Annotated in this window: 16 protein-coding genes, 1 tRNA gene and 1 rRNA gene; 7 read left to right on the top strand and 11 right to left on the bottom strand. The window is 49.3% G+C overall.

Going from position 1 to position 20,379, the window contains the following annotated elements:
• Positions 1–62: 62 nt before the first annotated feature.
• The 6 genes from sdhD to AOV_RS00880 all read right to left on the bottom strand — a co-directional run bounded on the left by sdhD (position 63) and on the right by AOV_RS00880 (position 8,973).
• Complete coding sequence (gene sdhD / locus AOV_RS00910) at positions 63–389, bottom strand: succinate dehydrogenase, hydrophobic membrane anchor protein (protein WP_075139443.1); 327 nt, start codon at positions 387–389, stop codon at positions 63–65.
• Positions 390–400: 11 nt separating this feature from the next.
• Positions 401–784 carry a succinate dehydrogenase, cytochrome b556 subunit gene (sdhC, locus tag AOV_RS00905; protein WP_075138761.1) on the bottom strand — a complete coding sequence of 128 codons (384 nt, stop codon included), beginning with the start codon at positions 782–784 and terminating at the stop codon, positions 401–403.
• 87 nt (positions 785–871) lie between these two features.
• Positions 872–2,374: ribosomal RNA gene (locus AOV_RS00900) — 16S ribosomal RNA — on the bottom strand.
• Positions 2,375–2,580: 206 nt separating this feature from the next.
• A complete protein-coding gene (locus tag AOV_RS00895; RefSeq protein WP_117374382.1) occupies positions 2,581–3,948 on the bottom strand; it encodes a 3-phosphoshikimate 1-carboxyvinyltransferase in 1,368 nt (455 codons plus the stop codon).
• Between the two features lie 210 nt (positions 3,949–4,158).
• Positions 4,159–7,542, bottom strand: coding sequence for a DNA polymerase III subunit alpha (gene dnaE, locus AOV_RS00885; RefSeq protein ID WP_075138759.1), 3,384 nt, complete (start codon positions 7,540–7,542; stop codon positions 4,159–4,161).
• 381 nt (positions 7,543–7,923) lie between these two features.
• Positions 7,924–8,973: an EndoU domain-containing protein gene (locus AOV_RS00880; RefSeq protein ID WP_233497186.1), complete on the bottom strand. Its 1,050-nt coding sequence runs from the start codon at positions 8,971–8,973 to the stop codon at positions 7,924–7,926.
• A gap of 160 nt (positions 8,974–9,133) precedes the next feature.
• On the opposite strand from AOV_RS00880, the gene AOV_RS00875 reads away from it, so the two are divergent.
• The 3 genes from AOV_RS00875 (at position 9,134) to AOV_RS00865 (ending at position 12,344) form a co-directional block, all read left to right on the top strand.
• Positions 9,134–9,523 carry a BolA family protein gene (locus AOV_RS00875; RefSeq protein ID WP_117374506.1) on the top strand — a complete coding sequence of 130 codons (390 nt, stop codon included), beginning with the start codon at positions 9,134–9,136 and terminating at the stop codon, positions 9,521–9,523.
• Positions 9,513–10,703 carry a trans-sulfuration enzyme family protein gene (locus AOV_RS00870; RefSeq protein WP_233497185.1) on the top strand — a complete coding sequence of 397 codons (1,191 nt, stop codon included), beginning with the start codon at positions 9,513–9,515 and terminating at the stop codon, positions 10,701–10,703. Before AOV_RS00875 ends, AOV_RS00870 begins: the two co-directional genes overlap by 11 nt.
• Positions 10,704–10,883: 180 nt before the next feature.
• The gene (locus AOV_RS00865) at positions 10,884–12,344 is read left to right on the top strand and encodes a UDP-N-acetylmuramoyl-L-alanyl-D-glutamate--2,6-diaminopimelate ligase (RefSeq protein ID WP_233497184.1); all 1,461 of its coding nucleotides are present in this window, start codon (positions 10,884–10,886) and stop codon (positions 12,342–12,344) included.
• A 4-nt stretch (positions 12,345–12,348) separates the two neighbouring features.
• Here the strand turns inward: AOV_RS00865 and pdxH are convergent, their stop codons facing one another.
• The 4 genes from pdxH to AOV_RS00845 form a co-directional block, all read right to left on the bottom strand.
• Positions 12,349–12,975, bottom strand: coding sequence for a pyridoxamine 5'-phosphate oxidase (gene pdxH / locus AOV_RS00860; protein ID WP_075138756.1), 627 nt, complete (start codon positions 12,973–12,975; stop codon positions 12,349–12,351).
• A gap of 99 nt (positions 12,976–13,074) precedes the next feature.
• Positions 13,075–14,067, bottom strand: a complete 993-nt coding sequence (locus tag AOV_RS00855; RefSeq protein ID WP_233497183.1) for a patatin-like phospholipase family protein — start codon at positions 14,065–14,067, stop codon at positions 13,075–13,077.
• 249 nt (positions 14,068–14,316) lie between these two features.
• A complete protein-coding gene (locus AOV_RS00850) occupies positions 14,317–14,967 on the bottom strand; it encodes an alpha/beta hydrolase (RefSeq protein WP_199463070.1) in 651 nt (216 codons plus the stop codon).
• A gap of 203 nt (positions 14,968–15,170) precedes the next feature.
• Positions 15,171–15,785 carry a peptide deformylase gene (locus tag AOV_RS00845; protein ID WP_075138754.1) on the bottom strand — a complete coding sequence of 205 codons (615 nt, stop codon included), beginning with the start codon at positions 15,783–15,785 and terminating at the stop codon, positions 15,171–15,173.
• A 172-nt stretch (positions 15,786–15,957) separates the two neighbouring features.
• On the opposite strand from AOV_RS00845, the gene AOV_RS00840 reads away from it, so the two are divergent.
• Both AOV_RS00840 and AOV_RS00835 read left to right on the top strand, forming a co-directional pair.
• Entirely contained in the window at positions 15,958–17,109 is a 1,152-nt protein-coding gene (locus AOV_RS00840; RefSeq protein WP_117374381.1) for a quinone-dependent dihydroorotate dehydrogenase, read from the top strand.
• A 6-nt stretch (positions 17,110–17,115) separates the two neighbouring features.
• Positions 17,116–17,889: a type III pantothenate kinase gene (locus tag AOV_RS00835; protein ID WP_075138753.1), complete on the top strand. Its 774-nt coding sequence runs from the start codon at positions 17,116–17,118 to the stop codon at positions 17,887–17,889.
• Positions 17,890–17,966: 77 nt separating this feature from the next.
• Here the strand turns inward: AOV_RS00835 and AOV_RS00830 are convergent, their stop codons facing one another.
• Positions 17,967–18,554, bottom strand: coding sequence for a Na+/H+ antiporter subunit E (locus tag AOV_RS00830; RefSeq protein WP_233497182.1), 588 nt, complete (start codon positions 18,552–18,554; stop codon positions 17,967–17,969).
• Positions 18,555–18,932: 378 nt separating this feature from the next.
• Here AOV_RS00830 and AOV_RS00825 point away from each other — a divergent pair, with 378 nt between their 5' ends.
• Positions 18,933–20,075: an aminotransferase class I/II-fold pyridoxal phosphate-dependent enzyme gene (locus AOV_RS00825; protein ID WP_117374380.1), complete on the top strand. Its 1,143-nt coding sequence runs from the start codon at positions 18,933–18,935 to the stop codon at positions 20,073–20,075.
• Positions 20,076–20,268: 193 nt separating this feature from the next.
• A tRNA-Arg gene (locus AOV_RS00820) sits at positions 20,269–20,342 on the top strand.
• The last annotated feature ends 37 nt before the right edge of the window (positions 20,343–20,379 follow it).

Raw genomic sequence — 20,379 nt, 5'->3', positions numbered from 1 at the left:
CAACCCCACCCCATACCCGGGAGGAGGGGTGATATGCCAACAGACGCGCCGCTACCAGCCCATCATCCATGTACAAAAAACATCGCCAAGGCCACTGCACACACAGTTACCAGGGAAAAAAGCTTAAAAAATGTAATCACGAGGGCGCGCAGAACTTCAGAGTGGACGTAATCCTCCAGAACTACCTGCACACCCAAAACCCCGTGGTAAAACGCAGCAACAAGAAGCGTAATGCACAACAAGCTTGTGCAAAAGCCGTAGTCCGCGGCATAAGCAGGCACATCGAAATCGGAAGAGCGGTAGAGAAATACAAACAAAAACGGCACAGGCAGCATGACTACCCCCGCTATCCTTTGCATCCACCAAAAATATACGGACCTTCCGCCCATAAGCGTCAACACTACAACCAGACAAGAAAGAACGCGACGACCGAGAACGCAGCCGTGAGCAATAGAACAAAAATGTTGCTAACCGTGACGACCGCCTTGCTGAGACCGACGCCACAATCCCACAGCAAGTGGCGCACCCCGTTGAAGTAGTGATAACAAAGGGTCACGCAGCAGGAGAACAGCAGCAACTTCACGAGAAAGAAACCCCACGGGTGAGCCAGAAAGGGCACAACGCAACCCGGCACACAGCGCAGCAGAACGAAAAGCCACGACAGCACCGACAATCCAAAAAAGAGGAAAAGACCCGAAGCCCTGTGAGTTATGGAGAGAAAGGCAGCAACAGGCAGCTTGTAGACCTGCAAATGTGGAGATAAGGGCCTAGACCTCAACACCACAAAGCCTCCGAAACCAAAAACAGAAATAGAGACGGCGGCACGTTTGCCTACGCTCTGCCATAAGACGGAACAGCAGACAAAAAGCCTAAAGGAGGTAATCCAGCCGCAGGTTCACCTACAGCTACCTTGTTACGACTTCACCCCAGTCACCGACCCAACCTTAAATGGCTGCCTCCTTACGGTTGGCGCACCAGCTTCGAGTTAAGCCAATTCCCATGGCGTGACGGGCAGTGTGTACAAGACCCGAGAACGTATTCACCGTGGCATGCTGATCCACGATTACTAGCGATTCCGACTTCATGCCCTCGAGTTACAGAGGACAATCCGAACTGAGACGACTTTTACGGATTAGCTCAGCCTTGCGACGTTGCAACCTATTGTAGTCGCCATTGTAGCACGTGTGTAGCCCACCCCATAAGGGCCGTGCTGACTTGACATCATCCCCACCTTCCTCCAGTTTATCACTGGCAGTTTCCTTAAAGTGCCCGGCATTACCCGCTGGTAACTAAGGATGAGGGTTACGCTCGTTGCGGGACTTAACCCAACATCTCACGACACGAGCTGACGACAGCCATGCAGCACCTGTGCGAGGCCCAGCCGAACTGCGCCCTCCCGTTAAGAAGGATCTAGCCTCCATGTCAAGAAGTGGTAAGGTTTTTCGCGTTGCATCGAATTAAACCACATGCTCCACCGCTTGTGCGGGTCCCCGTCAATTCCTTTGAGTTTTAGTCTTGCGACCGTAGTCCCCAGGCGGAGTGCTTAACGCGTTAGCTACAACACAGAGGCAAAAGCCCCCACATTCAGCACTCATCGTTTACAGCGTGGACTACCAGGGTATCTAATCCTGTTTGCTCCCCACGCTTTCGCACCTCAGCGTCAGTACCGGACCAGACAGCCGCCTTCGCCACTGGTGTTCCTCCTAATATCTACGAATTTCACCTCTACACTAGGAATTCCGCTATCCTCTTCCGGACTCTAGTCCTGCAGTATTAAAAGCAGCCCCAGGGTTAAGCCCTGGTATTTCACCTTTAACTTACCAAACCGCCTACATGCCCTTTACGCCCAATAATTCCGAACAACGCTTGCCCCCTCCGTATTACCGCGGCTGCTGGCACGGAGTTTGCCGGGACTTCTTCTGTAGGTACCGTCATTATCTTCCCTACTGAAAGAGTTTTACAACCCTAAGGCCTTCCTCACTCACGCGGCATAGCTGGATCAGGCTTGCGCCCATTGTCCAATATTCCCCACTGCTGCCTCCCGTAGGAGTCTGGACCGTGTCTCAGTTCCAGTGTGGCTGATCATCCTCTCAGACCAGCTACAGATCACAGCCTTGGTGGGCCATTACCCCACCAACTAGCTAATCTGACATAGGCTCATCTAATAGCGATAAATCTTTCCCCCGCAGGGATTATACAGTATTACCCACCATTTCTAGTGGCTATCCTATACTACTAGGCAGATTCCTATGCATTACTCACCCGTCTGCCACTAACCATACACGCAGCAAGCTGCGCGTACGGTCCGTTCGACTTGCATGTGTTAAGCTTGCCGCCAGCGTTCGTTCTGAGCCAGGATCAAACTCTCAAGTTTGATTAAAATCACAAAAGCAAATTATGATCTGGACTCATGCAAAAACCAAAAACAAAATAAGCTTAAGTGCACTAAATAAAATATTTAGCTGCGCGCACCGCCGCCTCTATTTCTACTCTAAAGTTTCCCTTCCAACTAATCAAACAGCAGGGCCACCCGACCCCGGGTAGGAGTATCCACCATAGCCCAGATCCTGTCAACAACTTTTAAGAACTTTTTTCGTCGCTGGCATCCCACACAAAGGCATCACGGGATTGGTTTTCTTCCCTAAAATTGCTCAACATCTCTACAAATTTCACCAGCCCATGACCTGTGTGCTCGCCAACAGCTGCGGCAATACGGGCGGCTATGCCCGAAATCGTCGTGTCATTATTCTCACAACCCGCAGCAATTTCGTCGCCACACCCGCAAATTGCAATATAGTCACATCCCGCGTTGAGTTCTATACCACACTTTGCCAACTCCGTAGCTGCCATGTCTAATCTATCGCGCGCGTTGTCTTCAAGTGCAGATAGTCCAGTAATTGTTGTCAACCCGACGGCACACGCGCACACAGCGCATATTGTGGGTAATTCTCTGGATATAACGCGCAACTCGGCACATTCTATTTTTATACCGTGTAGCACCCCTACCCTAACCTTTGCATCGCATAAACCCCTATTGGGAATCAAGGCTATGTAAGCGCCCATTCTGACGAACACGTTGAGCACGCCCCTTACTGTATCGTCCACCAAGATCCCGGGAACTAGGACGGGTAGGCCGCGCACCATCACTGCGGCAGCTACAGCACACAATGCCCCAGACGCGGGAGCGGGGACGCAAATCTCGCGCGCGGTTAACTCTTGTTGTCCGTCTATAACTATAGTATCTGCGTTGCAGCTAGTTCTTTCCACGGAAATTCTGGCACCTAACTGTCCAAGCAGCAACTCCGTGTACCCGCTTAGGGTGCTTGCAGCGCGAATACCACTTCTCCCACTAACGCCCACGCACGACAGCAACATTGCAGACTTTACTGAGTTAGAAGAGATCACCTCACCGGGAAAGGCCGGTACACACTCGTCTGTGCCAACCACCAATGCAGGAAGTGCAGCACCATTGCGCGCAAACCTTGCACCCATAGGCGCAAGCATGTCCATCACTGTGTTAATATAATCAGATTCATGCTCGGCAGCATTGCAAGCAGCGTGACGGCCACCCCCATTGAACAGAAACGCAGAAAATGGATGCACAGCCAACATGCCGATGGTTACACATGCAACAAGCGGGGACCGTCCCACGCTAACTTCATGGCGGGGTTCGGCCAGCCCTCCAATGCCCACCCCTTCAACAGCGTAGCAACCCCTTTCGTGCGTCACTCTCACTCCTAAAGCATCCAGCACTCCTATGACATCGAGGACCTCCTCGCACTTGCGCACACCCCAAATTCTTGATATACCTACCGCCTGCGCGGCTACAAGCAGTGAGACGCATGATGCCTCTGTACACCCGGAAATCCTGACCACGGCACACTTGAGTTCTGAGTTGTAAACACACGTGCACCCATCAGGTATCAGCCCGTACTCATGCCCTTCCATGTGGACATATCTTAAACAAGTAAAGGGCGAATTCTACACCATTCCCCCAAGTGATGCAAAGCTTCCGGCACAGCGCCTATTATACTCTCTCCCCACGACAGCAATGGCTACAAGTGTTGCATACAGCACAGAAAAGCACAGCCCAATGGCTGAGGGGGTTGATTACAATTGCGTGCCTGTGGAGAAAATTTGGCACTGCGCATTTTCCGCCTATTGGCAAAACCCCCGGTGATTGACGCTGATATTCTGCACCCAACTCAGCCCCAAAATTTGCATGTAAACTTCGGCCGTAATCTGAAACACACCTGGCAGTTTTATCAGTACCAAGTTGCCCTTGGAAGGCATTTCGACAAACACCTCTGTTTTGCCCCGATCCCTGCGTAAGATCTTCCCAAGCATGTTGGGTTCGTAATGACCCTGACTAAAGTGAATAACTATATTCTTCATTTTTTGAGTCATTGCGGTAAGCCCGTCACCAAAGCTGTATATATTTTTTCCGATCAGCCGCGATTTTACAGAGTTATAGTCCATGTCTATCATCACTGAAACTCCGCTGTGAAATAGGTCTCTACCGGCTTCTATAACCCTGCTGTTGTAAAATGCGACATCATTAACCCCGTAAGGATCGGATATTCTCAGAACCGCAAATCTCTCTTTGTTCGCAGATCTGATCCTCACGCTGGAGACTACACCAACAGACTTTCTAACGCCTGACTCCGCAGCATTTTGGCACTCACTCACAAACTTCACACCCAGGCCCCGTAAAACTCCCTCATACTTGGCCAAGGGGTGGTATCTCAGATAGAAACCCAAAGTAGAGAACTCGTGCTCAATTTTCTCCTCCTCAGACCAATCCTCAACATCCAAAAGTTTGTGTCCTTCTGTAATCCCAAATAGGCTAAATTGCCTGGATTCCGCACTGTTTCTGGTATCGTCAATAACGTCCAGTATCGTCCCCAAAGACTCGAAAAGCTGCCTCCTATTGGGGTGTATGCTGTCCAGCGAGCCAGATTTTATCAAGCTCTCCATAACCCGCTTACATGCCCATTTTGCCCGCATGTTACGGGCAAAATCCCATATGTCGCTGTACTTCTTGCCCGCCTCTGGCACAACTTCCCGGGCGGCGGTTTGCCCCACATTTTTCAGTGCACCTAGCCCATATTTTATCGCATCACCTGATATGGTAAACAAAACACCCGAAGAATTCACATCGGGCGGCAACACACGGACACCACACGCTTTGGCCTGTTGGCATAGAAGCTCTAACTTGTCCTTGTCGCCGATATCAAGGTTCATTGATGCGGTAAAGAACTCCTTGGTATAGTTTGCCTTCAGATATGCGGTCTGGAAGCTAATGAGTGCATAGGCAGCGGCGTGCGATTTGTTGAAACCATATCCAGCAAACTTCGCAACCAGATCAAATATGTAGCTGGCCTTACCGCGGTCTATACCATTTTTGATCGCACCATTTACAAAATCCTGGCGCTGCTTATCCATCTCTTCCTTAATCTTCTTACCCATCGCACGCCTGAGCAAGTCAGCACCACCAAGGCTGTAACCCGCCAGGATCCTAGCTATCTCCATAACCTGCTCCTGATATATAATCACCCCGAAGGTTTCCTTCAGGACCCCTTCCAGCATCGGATGTATATAGTCGGGCCTCTCCAACCCGTGTTTACGGGCTATGTATATGGCAATGTTGTTCATGGGACCGGGACGATATAGTGATATCAGAGCAATTATGTCCTGGATCCCATCGGGGCGAAGCTTGCTGATAGCCTCTCTCATCCCCGCACTTTCAAGCTGAAACACACCTACGGAATTTCCTGTTGATAGCATCTCATACGTTTTGCCATCATCAAGTGGCAGCTCGGAAAGCTCTATGCTACCCCCTCTATCCTGTATTAGAGAACGTACCTGGTCTAGGACCGTAAGGGTGCGCAACCCCAAAAAATCAAACTTCACCAGCCCAGCTTTTTCTACATACTTCATGTTGTATTGTGTGATTGGCAGCGAACACGACTGGTCGTAATACAGGGGTACAGAGTCTTCAAGCGGCTTGTCGCATATCACAATGCCCGCAGCATGCACCGAAGCATGTCTGTACAACCCCTCTAGCTTAAGTGATATCTCAAAAAGTTTGGCGACCGTGTTATCACTCTCCTTCTCCCGCTGTAGGTTTTGGTCCATCTCTATAGCCTCAGAAAGGGTCACCGGGCTTACGGGATCATGTGGAATCATCTTGCATATTTTGTCGATCTGCGCATATGGTATTTGCATAACCCTACCAACGTCGCGGAGCACGGCCCTAGCCTGTAGTTTACCGAATGTTATAATATGGGCCACATACCCATACTTTTCTCTGACATACTCTATTACCTTGTCTCTTTTTTCCTGACAGAAGTCTATGTCAAAATCAGGCATGGAGACCCTTTCTGGGTTCAGAAACCGCTCAAAAATCAGCCCGAACTCTATAGGATCCAGGTCAGTAATTCCGAGGGACCATGCTATCAACGACCCTGCACCAGATCCTCTTCCTGGGCCTACCATTATGTCGTTCTTCTTACTCCAACAAATAAAATCGGCCACTATAAGAAAGTACCCAGAGTAGTCCATGGATATCACTACGCCAAGTTCGTACTGTAGCCGGTCATGGTATTGCGCCTTCTTATCTTCATCAATGTTTTTAGCTCGCAATCGGGCTTCCAGTCCTGTTTTCGCGCATTCTGTCAATTCTTCAGCCTCAGTTCTACCATCTGAGCACGGAAAATGCGGCAATGACGGTTTTCTGATTTCCGCAATAAACGAGCATCTGCGGGCAATTATCGGAGTGTTGCGCACAGCTTCTGGAATGTCAGAAAACAGCTCGAACATCTCCCTGGAAGTTTTAAAATAGTGCTCCTCTGTGAGTCTGCGCCGGCCTTCTTGCACTATATACGTCCCATCCGAAATGCAGGATAGCACATCGTGCGCTTGGAAATCACCCCTACGCGCAAAGAACACATCGTTTGTGGCAACCAGAGGGATGTTGCGCTCGTATGCAAAACCAACTAGCAGTCCTTCTACCTCCTTTTGGGACTCTAGCCCATGGCGTTGCAACTCTACGTAGACATCATTGCCAAATGTTTCCAAAACCGCATTTATTGCCCCCATCCCGGCACTTTTCCCAAGCAGAGCACGGGCTAGTATATCGTCGTGTCCCCCAGTCAGTAGAAGCAACCCCGAACCCTGCCGCAGTAAGTTACCAACATCAATCCTATTGGCCTTTCCTGATTGATTTTCTTTGAATCCGTTGCTTACTAGGCTAATCAAATTCGCGAAGCCTTCGCGGTTTTTCGTGAGCATTAGAATACTTCCCAAATCCTCACCCGCATCGTGCACCATTATGTTGCACCCAACTATGGGTTGCACACCCAAACCTGCGGCACAGTCAGAAAATTCCAGCGAACCAAACAGATTACCAGAATCGGTCAGGGCAACTGCCGGCATGTTCTGGTCTACGCACATCGCTACCAGTGAGTCTATCTTGATCATTCCCTCCAGGAGAGAGTAATCGCTGTGCGTTCTAAGATGAACGAAAAGTCCATCAATCATGCACCAAGCCCCTGAACACCCCAACTTAGTGGAACATTATACAGGCAAGACTTGCCGTGAAAAGACCCGAAGACATAACCTGCGATTATCACCAACAGTTGCGCAGTACATGCACCGCACAACACATCGAATGTGTTGCTTAAGCTTAGCTCATGGCGTGTCACACGCTGTTTGGAATATTACCTTCCGCTATGATGTTATAGTGTGTTACAACGTTGGTAGAATTTCGCCAGCATCCAAGACCACTGCGGTCCGGAGCACTACACACGTGTACGTGTGTCAGTCAGGCAACCGCCGCGCGGAAGGATGTTCATTCACCGGCAGTGAAGCATAAACGGATCTCACCGAGTCGAATAATATGAGTGCCACACTGATCTATTATTAATGGCCGCGCAACGTTGGTTTACCACCCTCCAGGTAATTCATGCAATCACACTGTACGGTGTTCGCCCCTGAAGCACATATTGGGTCAGGCGCCATGGTAGGATAAAACGTGATAATTGCATCTTTTGCCGCTACCAAAGCGTATACATGTCCATCATCACTCTTATAAAAGCAGAGCTTTCCTTCATCGTACAGTAAGTTGGGAGCCAATCCCTTGTAGGCCTTAGTCGCCCTTATTATTATGTCATCAGCATGAGAAAAATCGACCTCCACTTCCTCCTTGTTGCTAACGCTCACACCGCCACCTGGAATTACAAACCTGATCGATGGGGCAAAATCCCAATCATCGGCATTTTCCAGACCATCATAGTTTCTCCCGGCCCATTGCTTATCCTGAGCCTCTAGATATCTCCCGTAAAAGTGCATACCCCGCAGCTCCTCACTGCTTGGCACACCACAGAACACGTTTGCAGCTCCATTTCCGCCAAACCATAGCTCAGCCAGCTCCTCCTTAAAGAGCGCGAAATCGGCATCGGCAGTGAAAACTTCATGGTTGAGCTCGTCATAGATGCGCTGTGCCGCCCCAGTAGCGTAGGAGCCATCAAGCACATTCAAAAAATCACGCTCGCTTGGTATGTATCCCCAATCTCCGCACATACCTAGAATTGCTTCGTCGAATTTACGCATCTGTGGAGCGTGTGGCAACTTGCACATGTCGTCAGCTTCCGTCTTGAAGAAGGGGTTAAACCCTGCGTTGCCATGACGGCAATCATTCACATGTAATGTAGCCAAAACATTAGCGTTACCGCCCTCTTTACCTTTTTCGAGCATATCCTCCCCTAACGTGTACCTGTCGCCACTACTGGGGTTATCTGCAGCACCACTCAAGGCAAGAAAAGGGTGTGCCCCTGCGCACGCACAGAATACAGAAATAAGCGTCGTTATGTTACTGGCTCTCATAATAATCTCCAAAAACAACTTGGGAGTCGTGACAACCCCTACATATTTTCCTGTAAGGCATAAAACAATTATGTTGTATCGTACCATGCGTTAACACGCGATTAACTCATCACGCAAATTTTGCTTGTGTGCATTGCATACATTTCCCTAACTGCGTAGCTAAATGCGGCAATAGGGCGTGGTTTTGTGTTGACAATTAACACCGCGTTGTCCACAATTGCCCCGGTTTGTAATGCGGTGCTTCGGTGTGAAGCTTGGTTTAGCTCAAAATACAGGGCCGGCCGGGGGCTTGGGTGTTGGTTCTGGCGTCCCGCGTGCACTATCTGGCTGCGGGCATGCAGAAATCATTGAGTTGGTGCGGGAAAAAATACTCGCGCATGTGGCTGGAGCACACGTGGAGGTGACTGACGAGTCACGTCATCATGTAGGACACATGGGAAGCCAGGGTTACGCTGTGTCTCACATAAGGGTCCTAGTAGTTTCAGACCGCTTTGCGGGCATGAGCAGGCTGGACAGGTGGCGGTTGCTGCATGAAGTTCTAGCAGACGAGATAAAAATGGTGCACTCTGTTTCCTTTTTTCTGGTAACTAGTGACGAACAGACGGGGGGAGGGGAAGATAGCCAACATGACGAGTAGGTGCTCAGAAGAACAGCCAGCTATGGACCCGTTGGAGGCAAAAAGTTGTGGGGTAGTCACCACGTACCCGGTCTACAGGCGTTCTACCGTCCCTTTTTCCAGTATTAGGGAAATCATAAAGGCATATGGTGGGTATTGCAGTGCATCAGGTAAAATAGTCGGTGTGGACGCAAGTTATGGGAATATCGCCGCTCCGTCTTGCACGTCTCTTGCCGATGATGTGCGGGCCATAGATGGGGGAAAATATGCCCTGCTATTCCCGTCAGGCCTTTTGTGTTTGACCATGGCCTGTGTAACATTTTGTGACGCAGGATCGCACATAATGGTTCCAAAAAAGGCATACTTCAAACTGCACAGGTTCGTACAGGAGTCTTGTCCTAGACTCGGGAGAAGTGTCTCTGTGTACGAGTCAGCCGAGGATGTGCCAAAGATGGCGAATGAGAAAACGTCCTTGATACTTATTGAAACCCTCAGCTCTTCCAGGTTAGTCATGGAGGACGTGTCACCCATAGTCGAATTTGCGAAAAAGCGTGGCATAGTCGTTCTATGTGACAACTCCTGCATTCCCACGGTTTTCAACCCCTTTGACTGTGGAGCTGATATCGTGATGTACTCCCTAACGAAGTATTTTGGCGGGCATTCAGATGTAATGATGGGCGCCCTGATAGTGAACGACGAGGAGATTTTTGATAGGCTGTACGTGGACCATCGGAACTACGGCATTTACGTATCATCCGACGATTGCTACCTGGTACAACGTGGGATGAAAACCATGAAAGTGCGCATGCAGCAGGTGCAAAGTACCGCGATCACCCTGGCTTCTAAGCTGCAGGCACACAAAAAAATATCTCAGGTAATTTACCCAGGGCTGCCGTCATATCCGCACCGCGAAGTTTGGGAAAAGTACTGCCGCGGGAAGTATGGCCTAGGCCTCGTTAATTTGATGTTTGACAGAAATTACTCGGTTGAAGAGGTGGATTGCGCGCTGGAGGGCATCGATACCTTCAAAATTGGGCTGTCGTGGGGAGGGTGTAGAAGCATAGTAATTCCCGTAGTTTCTAAGGGATCGCTGATAAACGCACCACAAGCCGGCATTGACGGGCTAAGGATCTACTGTGGCTTGGAAGATCCTGAAGAAATAATATCATCGGTGGAAATGGTCTTGTCCAGGCTTCCGTAATTCGCACTGGAATTACACATCATGGTAGAGGCTGCAAACCGCGTGGTTGGGGGTTCGCCGCCGTCGATCCGCACTGTTGCTGTAGGATAGCATAGTAATGCGCCTTCCAACAAAAACCGCACCTTCGATGGCCATAAGCATGTTGTAACAGACGTCAAAATGTGCTTGTGATACACCACGTTGTATGCTTTACTCCCCCCGAAAATTGCTGTCACAAGCCCTATGAACATCGACAACATTGTTAGGAAGCTGGTTGGCCAGGCTTCCGGGGTTACGGCCGATTCCAGAAGCGTGAAGCCTGGATTTGTTTTTGTGTGTCTGTCGGAAGCCGCAAAAGGGTTCGTGCCGGACGCGGTCGAGGCTGGGGCAAAATTTATAGTTGCTAATAATGCCGAGGGATTATCGCGAGTAGATTGTTCGCAGATAATAATTTGCCCCAGGCAGTATGATTTTTACTACAAGCTCGCTTCCGAGTTTTACCACAGCAGGCAGCCTGAGTTCGTTGCAGTAGTAACAGGCACAAACGGCAAAACTTCTGTGGCAGATTTCTGTAGGCAAATTTGGTGCCTTACCGGGCACACGGGGGCCAGTATGGGCACTTTGGGCGCTATAGTAGGCAGTACAACTTTGCCCAGCAGCACCTCGTTTACAACGCCTGACGCGGTGGAGCTGCATAAAACGTTGAGCGAACTGCACAACTTGCAAGTCAAATATCTGTGCATGGAAGCCTCGAGTCACGGTATGGCACAAAAGCGCTTGTATGGCGTAAAAGCCAGCACCGCGGCCTTCACTAATCTCTCCAGTGATCACTTGGATTACCACGGCAGTATGGAAAAATACTGGGCCACAAAGCAAAAATTATTCTCCGAAGTGCTGTCACGTGAGGGATGTGCGGTACTAAACGCGGACTCGGAACAGTATGCCGAGTTAAGGGAGTTGGCGGCAGGCCGCAACGTAATCACCTACGGTGCCGATACGGGTGACGTAAGGTTGGTTCGTCTGGAGAGCAACACACGAGGACATAACATAACAGTGGAAATATGCGGTAAGGTGATTTACGAAGGGGCATTTCCGGTTCTGGGGAAATTCCAAATATCAAACTTGCTATGCGCATTGGCTATAGTGGCAGCCTCAGGGTCCGGATACATAGATGTTCCCATTGACAAGTTGGTACCCCCAAGAGGGCGCATGGAGCTGATAGGTGATCGTATAATTATCGATTATGCGCACACATATGACGCTTTGGAGCACGCCCTCACTTCATTGAAGTGGCATGGATTCCCTCAAAAAACAGTGTTAGTGTTCGGGTGTGGGGGCGACCGTGATAGAGAAAAACGCGAAACCATGGGTATAGTGGCCAATAAGTACGCTGATGTGGTTATAGTCACAGATGACAATCCGAGAAGTGAAAACCCAGAAACTATACGAAAAGAAATTCTGTCGCATTGTAAAAAAGCAATCGAGATCCCGGATAGGGGGAACGCAATTCATTATGCAGTAAATTTTGCAATCCGTAACGACCACGTACTACTTATAGCGGGCAAGGGGCACGAGACCACCCAACAAATTGCGGGAAAATCTGTAGAATTCAACGACGGAGCTACAGTAAGGCAGTGCTTGAGTGCAATGCAGTACGCATAGGCCACTAGGGGTATAGGTCAACATATCTCCATGAGCCACCGTCCCCGCGGCTGTACTGCTTTCTGAAATGTAGCCTGTGTGCGCCGTCCTCCCAAAACTCCACTACATGTGGGACAACTCTAATTCCCCCCCAGTACCCCGGTCTGGGAACCTCTTGTCCTTCAAACCCGCGCTGTGTACGCTCAAACTGCTCAAGCAACAGCTCCCTACTCTCCAAAACCGTTGATTGCTGTGAGCACCACGCACTTATTTTACTCTCGCGGGACCGGGAAGCGTGATATGCATCGGATTCACCCGCATCCATAAGCGTCGCCAGCCCTTCAACACGCACCTGCCTGCCTACATGTCGCCAGTCAAAAACTAGCGCAACTTGCGGATTGCCGGCAATTTCTTTCCCCTTTCTACTATTAAAATTGGTGACAAACTCAAACCCCGCTTCACCATACTTCTTGAGCAATACCACCCGGGCTGACGGCCTGTTTTGAGCATCGCAAGTAGCAAGTACCATCGCAGACGGCTCACGTATATAGGCTCCAGTGGCCTGCAGCATTTCAGAATACCATAGACCAAACACATCCATGGGGCTATCGGCTTCCCTCACGTAAACACCGCTGAAAGGTATTACCGCCATGATACACCTTCAAAAAAATCTATCAAGTCCGCTTCACAGCACCATGTATCATATGAAGACCCCTGTGCAAAAACAACCGGTTATGTGACCAATCTGCGCTCACCCGCCAATAACTGCATCAACAAATCTGTCTATGCGCTCTGAGTTTTGCGCTATAATGTCATCCGCATCACTCTGCAGCGCCTGCATGTTCTTGTGCGAGGCATCGGTAAAGTTGTGGCTAGCCCGATTAAGAAATCCGGTTATCCTGGTATACCGATAGTTGCCAATCATCCTGGTCATCTGGTAATCTACAGCATCCATACCCGCATCGAGAAATACGTTAGCCGCATTGAGCGCCCAAAATGTTAGGCTATCGCGTATGCACGATACTGGCTTGGACCGCTCACCCGACCCCACTGATAGGAAATACACTTCCTCACCCGGATACAATACACTGGACGCAGCGTACCCACAGATGGACGGGTTGTTGGCAATAAGCCCACTGTCTATCATGCTGCATTTTGTGTTTTGGATAACAACATTTCTTGGAGGAAAAATTGTGGGAGCTGCCGATGCTGCAAGCAGAACGTCAACGAGTTTCAAGTCCTGAAACTTAGGTTCCCAATTGCGCATCATAAAGGTGTGTCCTGTGTGCAGATCGTAGCTTGGTACCATAACATTAGCTGCGACGTTACACATTTTCAGGTTAGAAAAAAAGCTGCTGAGCGTATTTTCCAAATGTGTCGGGGAAAACCTTGTACCTGCAACTACGGACAGCACTTGCCTCACCAGCGAAAAGGCAAATATTTGCGGGCCAAACTTTAGAAAAAATCCCAATAGGTCAGAAGCCGTATACTCAACTCTTCCCTGACCATCTTTTAGAGCAAGAGCAACGGCTATAATTGCCCCAACTGAGCTTCCTACAAACAAATCAAAAATTTCGCCTGCGGGTTTACCAAGCCTTTTCTCCACCTCACAAAGCACTTTGGCAGCGATAATTCCCCGTATACCGCCACCATCAACAGAAAGAACGTACCTGGCCATACCAACCCCAATTATTGCAAGCTTGAGGTAAAAATTATTGACCAAAGCATCGGGGTTACGAAGCACATTAATCCCACACGGGGCCGCACAATCCAGATATAATGCTTGTATAGCCGCCCCACACAAACCACAACCCCTCACTGCATGGCCAAACAAGCTGTAGTGCGCTTTTGGCCGTGATTGACCCGAGTATACTTGCCACTGCAACATAGCAATCCAGCACAAACTGGCTGCGCCACAGCACCTAAAATACACAGGGGTTTATTCACAGCTGTCTGTATAACGCCGCAGAGTGGCGGCGGGATCAGCTATGGCTTAGGACGCAGCAAAATTGTCTTTGATGAATTTCATGCCAATCTTCGCACCCTCACTGTTGATAGTATGGTCAAGGCCCTGCATCTTGTACTCAACAGTAGGTACGCCTTGCTCGCGTAAAAAACCCACGCATTCGTAGAAATAGTGGATTGGAATTACATAGTCATCAGTCCCGTGGATAACACAAACGTTGGGTTTCGAACGGATTTTGGGCACCAGAGCGTGAGGGAACGGTATAGCCCCGGAGTAGCAGATAATAGAGGCGCACTTTTTTGCCCTACACAACCCAACGTATATGGCAAGCATAGCCCCCTGGGAAAATCCTACCAAGGACAGTTCACCATCACCTATTGAGAACCTAGCTAGCTGCGCATCTATAAACTTGTTTACAGCCTCAGCTGCCTGCGTGATTTCGACAAACGCAGTTCTTTCTTCCATGTCTCGCACGCTGTCTGAAAACCAAGTGTAGCCACTGCCGTAGCTCATGTGCGCATGAGGAGCCAAAAATTGAGTAGAAGGAAGTTCTTTTGACATCTGTGGAGCGAGAGAGATCATGTTATCACCACTCGCTCCCCTGCCGTGTAGCATTACTACCAAACTTTTTACTGAGTCTCCAGAAAAGAAACTAGGGCCGTTCATTGATATAGCCACGCAGTCCTCCGCACATAAACAAAATGGTCCAGCATTGTACCAAGCAATACCAGCACGCACCAGCCAATATTGTACATACTATTGTTTGTGTCACGCATCCGCGTGGTATACCACTTTGAGCATATCACCCCCGACGCTAACGCGCTATAAATGTGCGAATAGCCATCTATAATAGCAATCCAAGTATGTGAGCGAGAAAAAGGCTACTGGTTATCGTGCCGTGTGCATGGTTCAGGATTTCTATTCACCAAAAGTATGTGAATAGTATTGAGATCTTCTTCGGAAACGCTATTTGCTTCTGGATTTCTTATGTTATCAACCAGATTGGCGAGCAACACCCCGTTGAGGTGGTCCATCTCGTGTTGTATGCACCTTGAGAGCCAGTTGTATGCCCTTATCACGCATTCATTACCCATAAGATCTGTGTATTTCAGGTCAAGATGTTTGGGCCTGCTTATCCCGATCAAGCCATAGGAGCTGGCCGAGAGACATCCTTCAAACAGAACCACCGTTTCTCCCGAAAAGCTCACTATTCTGGGGTTAACACAGATCAGATTGTTCCCATTTAGTGAGTGATAACCCGATAGCACTTTGATATCTTGTGCAACATCAAACAGCCCGCTAGCCACGTTGATCGCAAAAACCCTCTTGGAAACACCCAGCTGGATCGCAGAAAACCCCACAGTTCCGCTGGTGTTTATTACTTTTGTCATTTGGTCAACAAGCCCTAGCACCCCATCATCTACCTTTTCTATTGGGGAAGATTTAGTTTGCAGGACTTTCAACTCCCGCGTGTTGTCCACAGACAAAACCCGCATCACTTATCCTCTAATACAGAGACCGTAAAATGTCAGAACGGCACTATGGTGCGCACGGACAACGTGCGTTTTCTGACCGCAGCTGCGATTGCTGCGCGTGAATCCCTATCTGGGCACACAACCGTCAGTATACCACGTCGTTACTTAGTATGTATTGATAGTTGTTGCAGTTATGGCAGATAGTGGTAAATACACCTCACGGGAGCTTTGGCATTTGCTGCCGTGCGTGGTATTATTTTCGGGACGTGGTTTAGGTGCAGTAGTGTCGTTCTTCAGGTTTAGCCATAGCCCGCGTTTTTGGGTGCCTCCTGAAGTCGCCCATGGGCTTGTGATTTTTGGACTAAAGCATGGGTTGTTCCCAGAAGTACGGGGGCAGATGCCCGAATGTTTGAGCATCCAGGTATGTCACTTGAGGTTTAGAACGCCTATAGGGCTGGCTGCCGGGTTTGATAAGAACGCCGAAGTCATAAAGCCCCTCATAGGCATGGGCTTTGGGTTCGTAGAGGCCGGCACTGTGACAAAAAAGCCTCAGGCAGGGAACAAAAAACCTCGTATTTTCAGGATAGTAAACCAGAAAGCCGTGGTAAACCGGCTGGGTTTTAACAACAAGGGGGTACAGCGCTTTGTTAAGAAGATTGACAGCAAAGAACTGAACAACTTGGTGTTTGGCGCTAACCTGGGGATAAATAAAACTTGCACTGATCCCCCAGCTGAGTATGCCGAGATGGTCAGAAGCGTGTACGGGCTTTCCAGCTATATCACCATTAACGTTTCGTCGCCCAACACGGCGGGGCTGCGTGACCTTCAGAACAGAGGTCCTTTGGGTGAGATACTTGCTTCTGTGAGGGATGCTAGGCGCTCCGTTGACCAGGCGGAGTCTGTTCCAATATTTTTGAAGATAGCCCCGGACATAAGCGACGAGCTCAAGCACGATATAGCTGAGGAGGTCGTGAAAAATAAAATCAGCGGACTGATAGTGAGCAACACCACCACTGACCTCAGCCTTTTGGGGGAAGGGAGAGACATGTCAATCACGCAGGGCGGGTTGAGCGGCAGGCCGTTGTTTGACCTGTCCACAACGGTTCTCTCCGAAATGTACTCTTTGCTTCGGGATAAGGCAGTACTAATAGGGTGTGGGGGTGTGAGCAACGGTGCACAGGCTCTGCGAAAGATAAAGGCTGGTGCATCGCTGGTACAGCTATACACGGCTATAGTGTACGAGGGGTTCGGGGTTGTGAAGAAAATCAACACAGAACTGGCCGAGCTTCTTACGCAAGAGGGGTTTTCAAAAGTAGAGCAGGCTGTGGGCGTAGATGTGCAGTAAAGTGGCATGATAGTTGCGGTCGATGTCGGCAATACTAGCACAAAGATTGCATTATGTGAAAATGGCACAGTTGTAGACAAGTGGAGGATATCTACCTGTGGGAACAGAACTGCTGCTGAGTACTTTTCGTGTATCAGCGTGCTGGCATCGCGCAAGTCTGCAAATCTTCTAGCAGGAGTGCGTGGGGCCGCAATTTCCAGCGTTGCGCCGGTCGTAAATAAACATATAGAAGAGCTGTTTGAGTGCTTTTTTAACATTTCTCCGGTGTTCATTACGAGCTCCCACGCGGGCTTGTTTGGACTTAGAATTTGTCTGGCACAACCCACTATAGGCGCAGATAGGGTGGCCGATTTGGTCGCTGCAAAAACTTTGTGGCCTACAAGTGACCTGTTGGTAATTGACATGGGCACGGCCACCGTATTTAACTTGCTGGACAGGAATGGCAGCTTGTATGGGCAGGTTGTGGCTCCGGGTATGTCTTGTTTGGTACATAGTATGAGGGAGTGTACAGCGCTGCTACCACAAACTCCTGTGCGAGAATCAGAAAAAATAGTATGTGATTCTACAGCCGCATCGCTGGAAACTGGGCTCTACTGGGGATATAGAGCAATGGTTGAAGGCATGACAAGACAAATAATGCGCGAGAGCGTCCAGACCCTACATGTTGTGGCCACTGGAGGAGGAGTGAGCCTTTTCAGAAATTGCGATTACATCAACCACATCGACGAGTTGCTTACGATAAAGGGAATTGTTCAAATTTACGAAAAAACACAGGGCTGAAGGCCACACCCGGCCCGCTTGCGGGCTCTAGCCCATAACTTTATCTACTCTCCAGTTTGAGTGTTGCTACGTGGCCATTATTCCCCAGTTACACAATTTCTCAACATAGCGTTAACACGATCGTCTATATCAGCAATTCCGGGAATAAGGCTTTCCTCCAAAGCCAAAACCTCAACTTTATAATCCCGTGTTACGTTCATGCCCACCGTGCCCGGAGTAAGGGTAATTGAATTGGCCAACATAAACGCGCCCAACTCGCTATCTTGCTGGGTGTCTATAAGCGTCACCACGGGCACTATCCCATCGCGTGCGTTCCTAGATGCGACAGCGCCACACACCCTTTTGGTCACAAACCATGCAGACAGCATTGCCTGGCCAAATATCCACGGTAAATACAGAAAAACAACCCTGCAAAACTTTGCCATGTCTCTACGCGACAACGTATATACACTACAACCAGACTTACTCCTATTACCCACCTTGTAGCATATAAAGACCGACAGCAGCGAGCTTACTGCACCGGCGGACAGGAAAAATGCATCAAAATATCCGGAAAACACCACCCAAAGCACCATTTGAATCAGAAACAATCCAAGCATGCTCATACGAACCAGAAATACCCATGGCCACGAAATACTAACATTAAATTCTAATAATCCTAGCATTTATGACGTAATGAGCTATTGTGTTGAATCGGGTTACTGCTAACAGGTGTATGCGTAGACACATTTGGTTCGTAATGGTGGCAAGTGCCGCCGCGTTTTCGTGTGCTGCTTTTATGAAAAACCTAGCTAACTTCGGTTCCCGTGGCAAGATTGCAGTGGTTGACATCCAAAAAAGTGATTCCCGGGTCGAAAGTGCAAGTCAAGACATTAGCGAGGATATGGAACATTAGCGGAAACTGCGGGACGGATCCCGACTGGTGGCATAATACACCGTCAGCATCGCGGTGTATGGTGGGTTTGTGTTAGCGTAGCGATAATCGCTGCGTTAACTCGCCCTATGGCGTAAAATAGCCAGGAAAACAATTCTGAGTATACGGAGTGAGTACAACACTGGAAGGGGTACTAAAGGCAAGGTGTGAGTCTATCGCGTCTAAGGGCCTACTCAGGAAGGTGGCCACCATCACTAGGCAGCCTGACAGTAGGCGGGTAACAACCGCAGAGGGGATGCAACTCATTTCCTTTTCTTGTAATGACTACATGTCCCTAGCCAACCACAGCGCGGTAAAAAGAGCTGCTATTGAAGCTATAGAGCTTTATGGTGTGGGAGCACAAGCGTCAAGATTAGTTACAGGCAACCACCCGCTATATAAGGAGATAGAAGAAAAAATTGCTAGAATTTACCACACAGAAGCCGCTTTGGTGTTCAGTAGCGGATACTTGGCAAATGTGGGAAGCATATCCGCAATAGTCGGTCGGCATGACATGATACTAGCCGACAGGTTAATACATGCCTCTGCAGTGGATGGAGCTAAGCTATCTGGGGCCAGGCTCTATAGGTTCATGCATAACGACCTGGCTCATTGTGAAGAGCTGCTGAGAAAATATCGCAAAATGCACAGACATTGCCTTGTACTGGTCGAAGGGATATACGGCATGGATGGGGATTTGGCCCCTGTGGATGAACTGGTAAAAGTGGCTAGGGAGTACAGTGCGTGGCTTGCAGTAGACGTAGCACACAGTTTTGGTATGACAAGCACACTGCAGCCTGATATGTACATAGGCACTTTATCCAAAGCTACAGGGGCGCTAGGCGGGTACGTCTGCTCTTCAAAAACGGTTATAGAGTATCTTCAAAACTCTGCGAGAAGCCTTGTGTACACAACTGCCCTCCCCCCGGCAATAGTTGCAGCGGCAAGCGCTGCTATAGACATAGCCCGCGAGAGTTGCGAAATCCCAATTACGCTCGCAAGAGAGTTTTGCAAGGCCATGGAACTGCCAGAACCCAAAAGCCACATTGTGCCTATTATTATGCGAGACTCGCGCAGTGCGGTGCATGCAGCACAAATTCTGGCACAAAAGGGATTTTTGGTGGCAGCCATACGTCCACCTACTGTGCCCACTCCCAGACTCAGACTCGCGTTCACCGCGGCACATACATTACAAGACGTACACAGATTGTGTGAAGCATTAAGGCAAGAGTGCATTCTTACAGCTCTGGCCTCTCCGCTCACCCCACCATAGTTGGGTCTGCCAAAACGCTCGTACAGCCACTATACATTGTAATTGCTTTAATAATTAATTTGGCACACAATGCGCCTTCGCCGCACTCTTGCACATTATGGCATTGTAATTTTGCAGGCATACCAGAGAAATGTTAGTTGTCCTGAAGCGGAAGATTGTGTAGAGTGTCAGTGTTGTGGTGGGGTTGCGTTTTGGGGCCGTAGCTCAGTAGGATAGAGCATTAGATTCCTAATCTGAGGGTCGTGCGTTCGAATCGCACCGGTCCCACTTTCTGCATCTGTATGTATTGTAAGGTGGCCATGGG

The sequence above is a fragment of the Anaplasma ovis str. Haibei genome, from assembly GCF_002214625.1.
GTDB classification, from domain to species: Bacteria; Pseudomonadota; Alphaproteobacteria; order Rickettsiales; family Anaplasmataceae; genus Anaplasma; species Anaplasma ovis.
The sequence above is the reverse complement of the archived record's forward strand: the minus strand, read 5'-3'. Positions and strand labels throughout refer to the sequence as shown.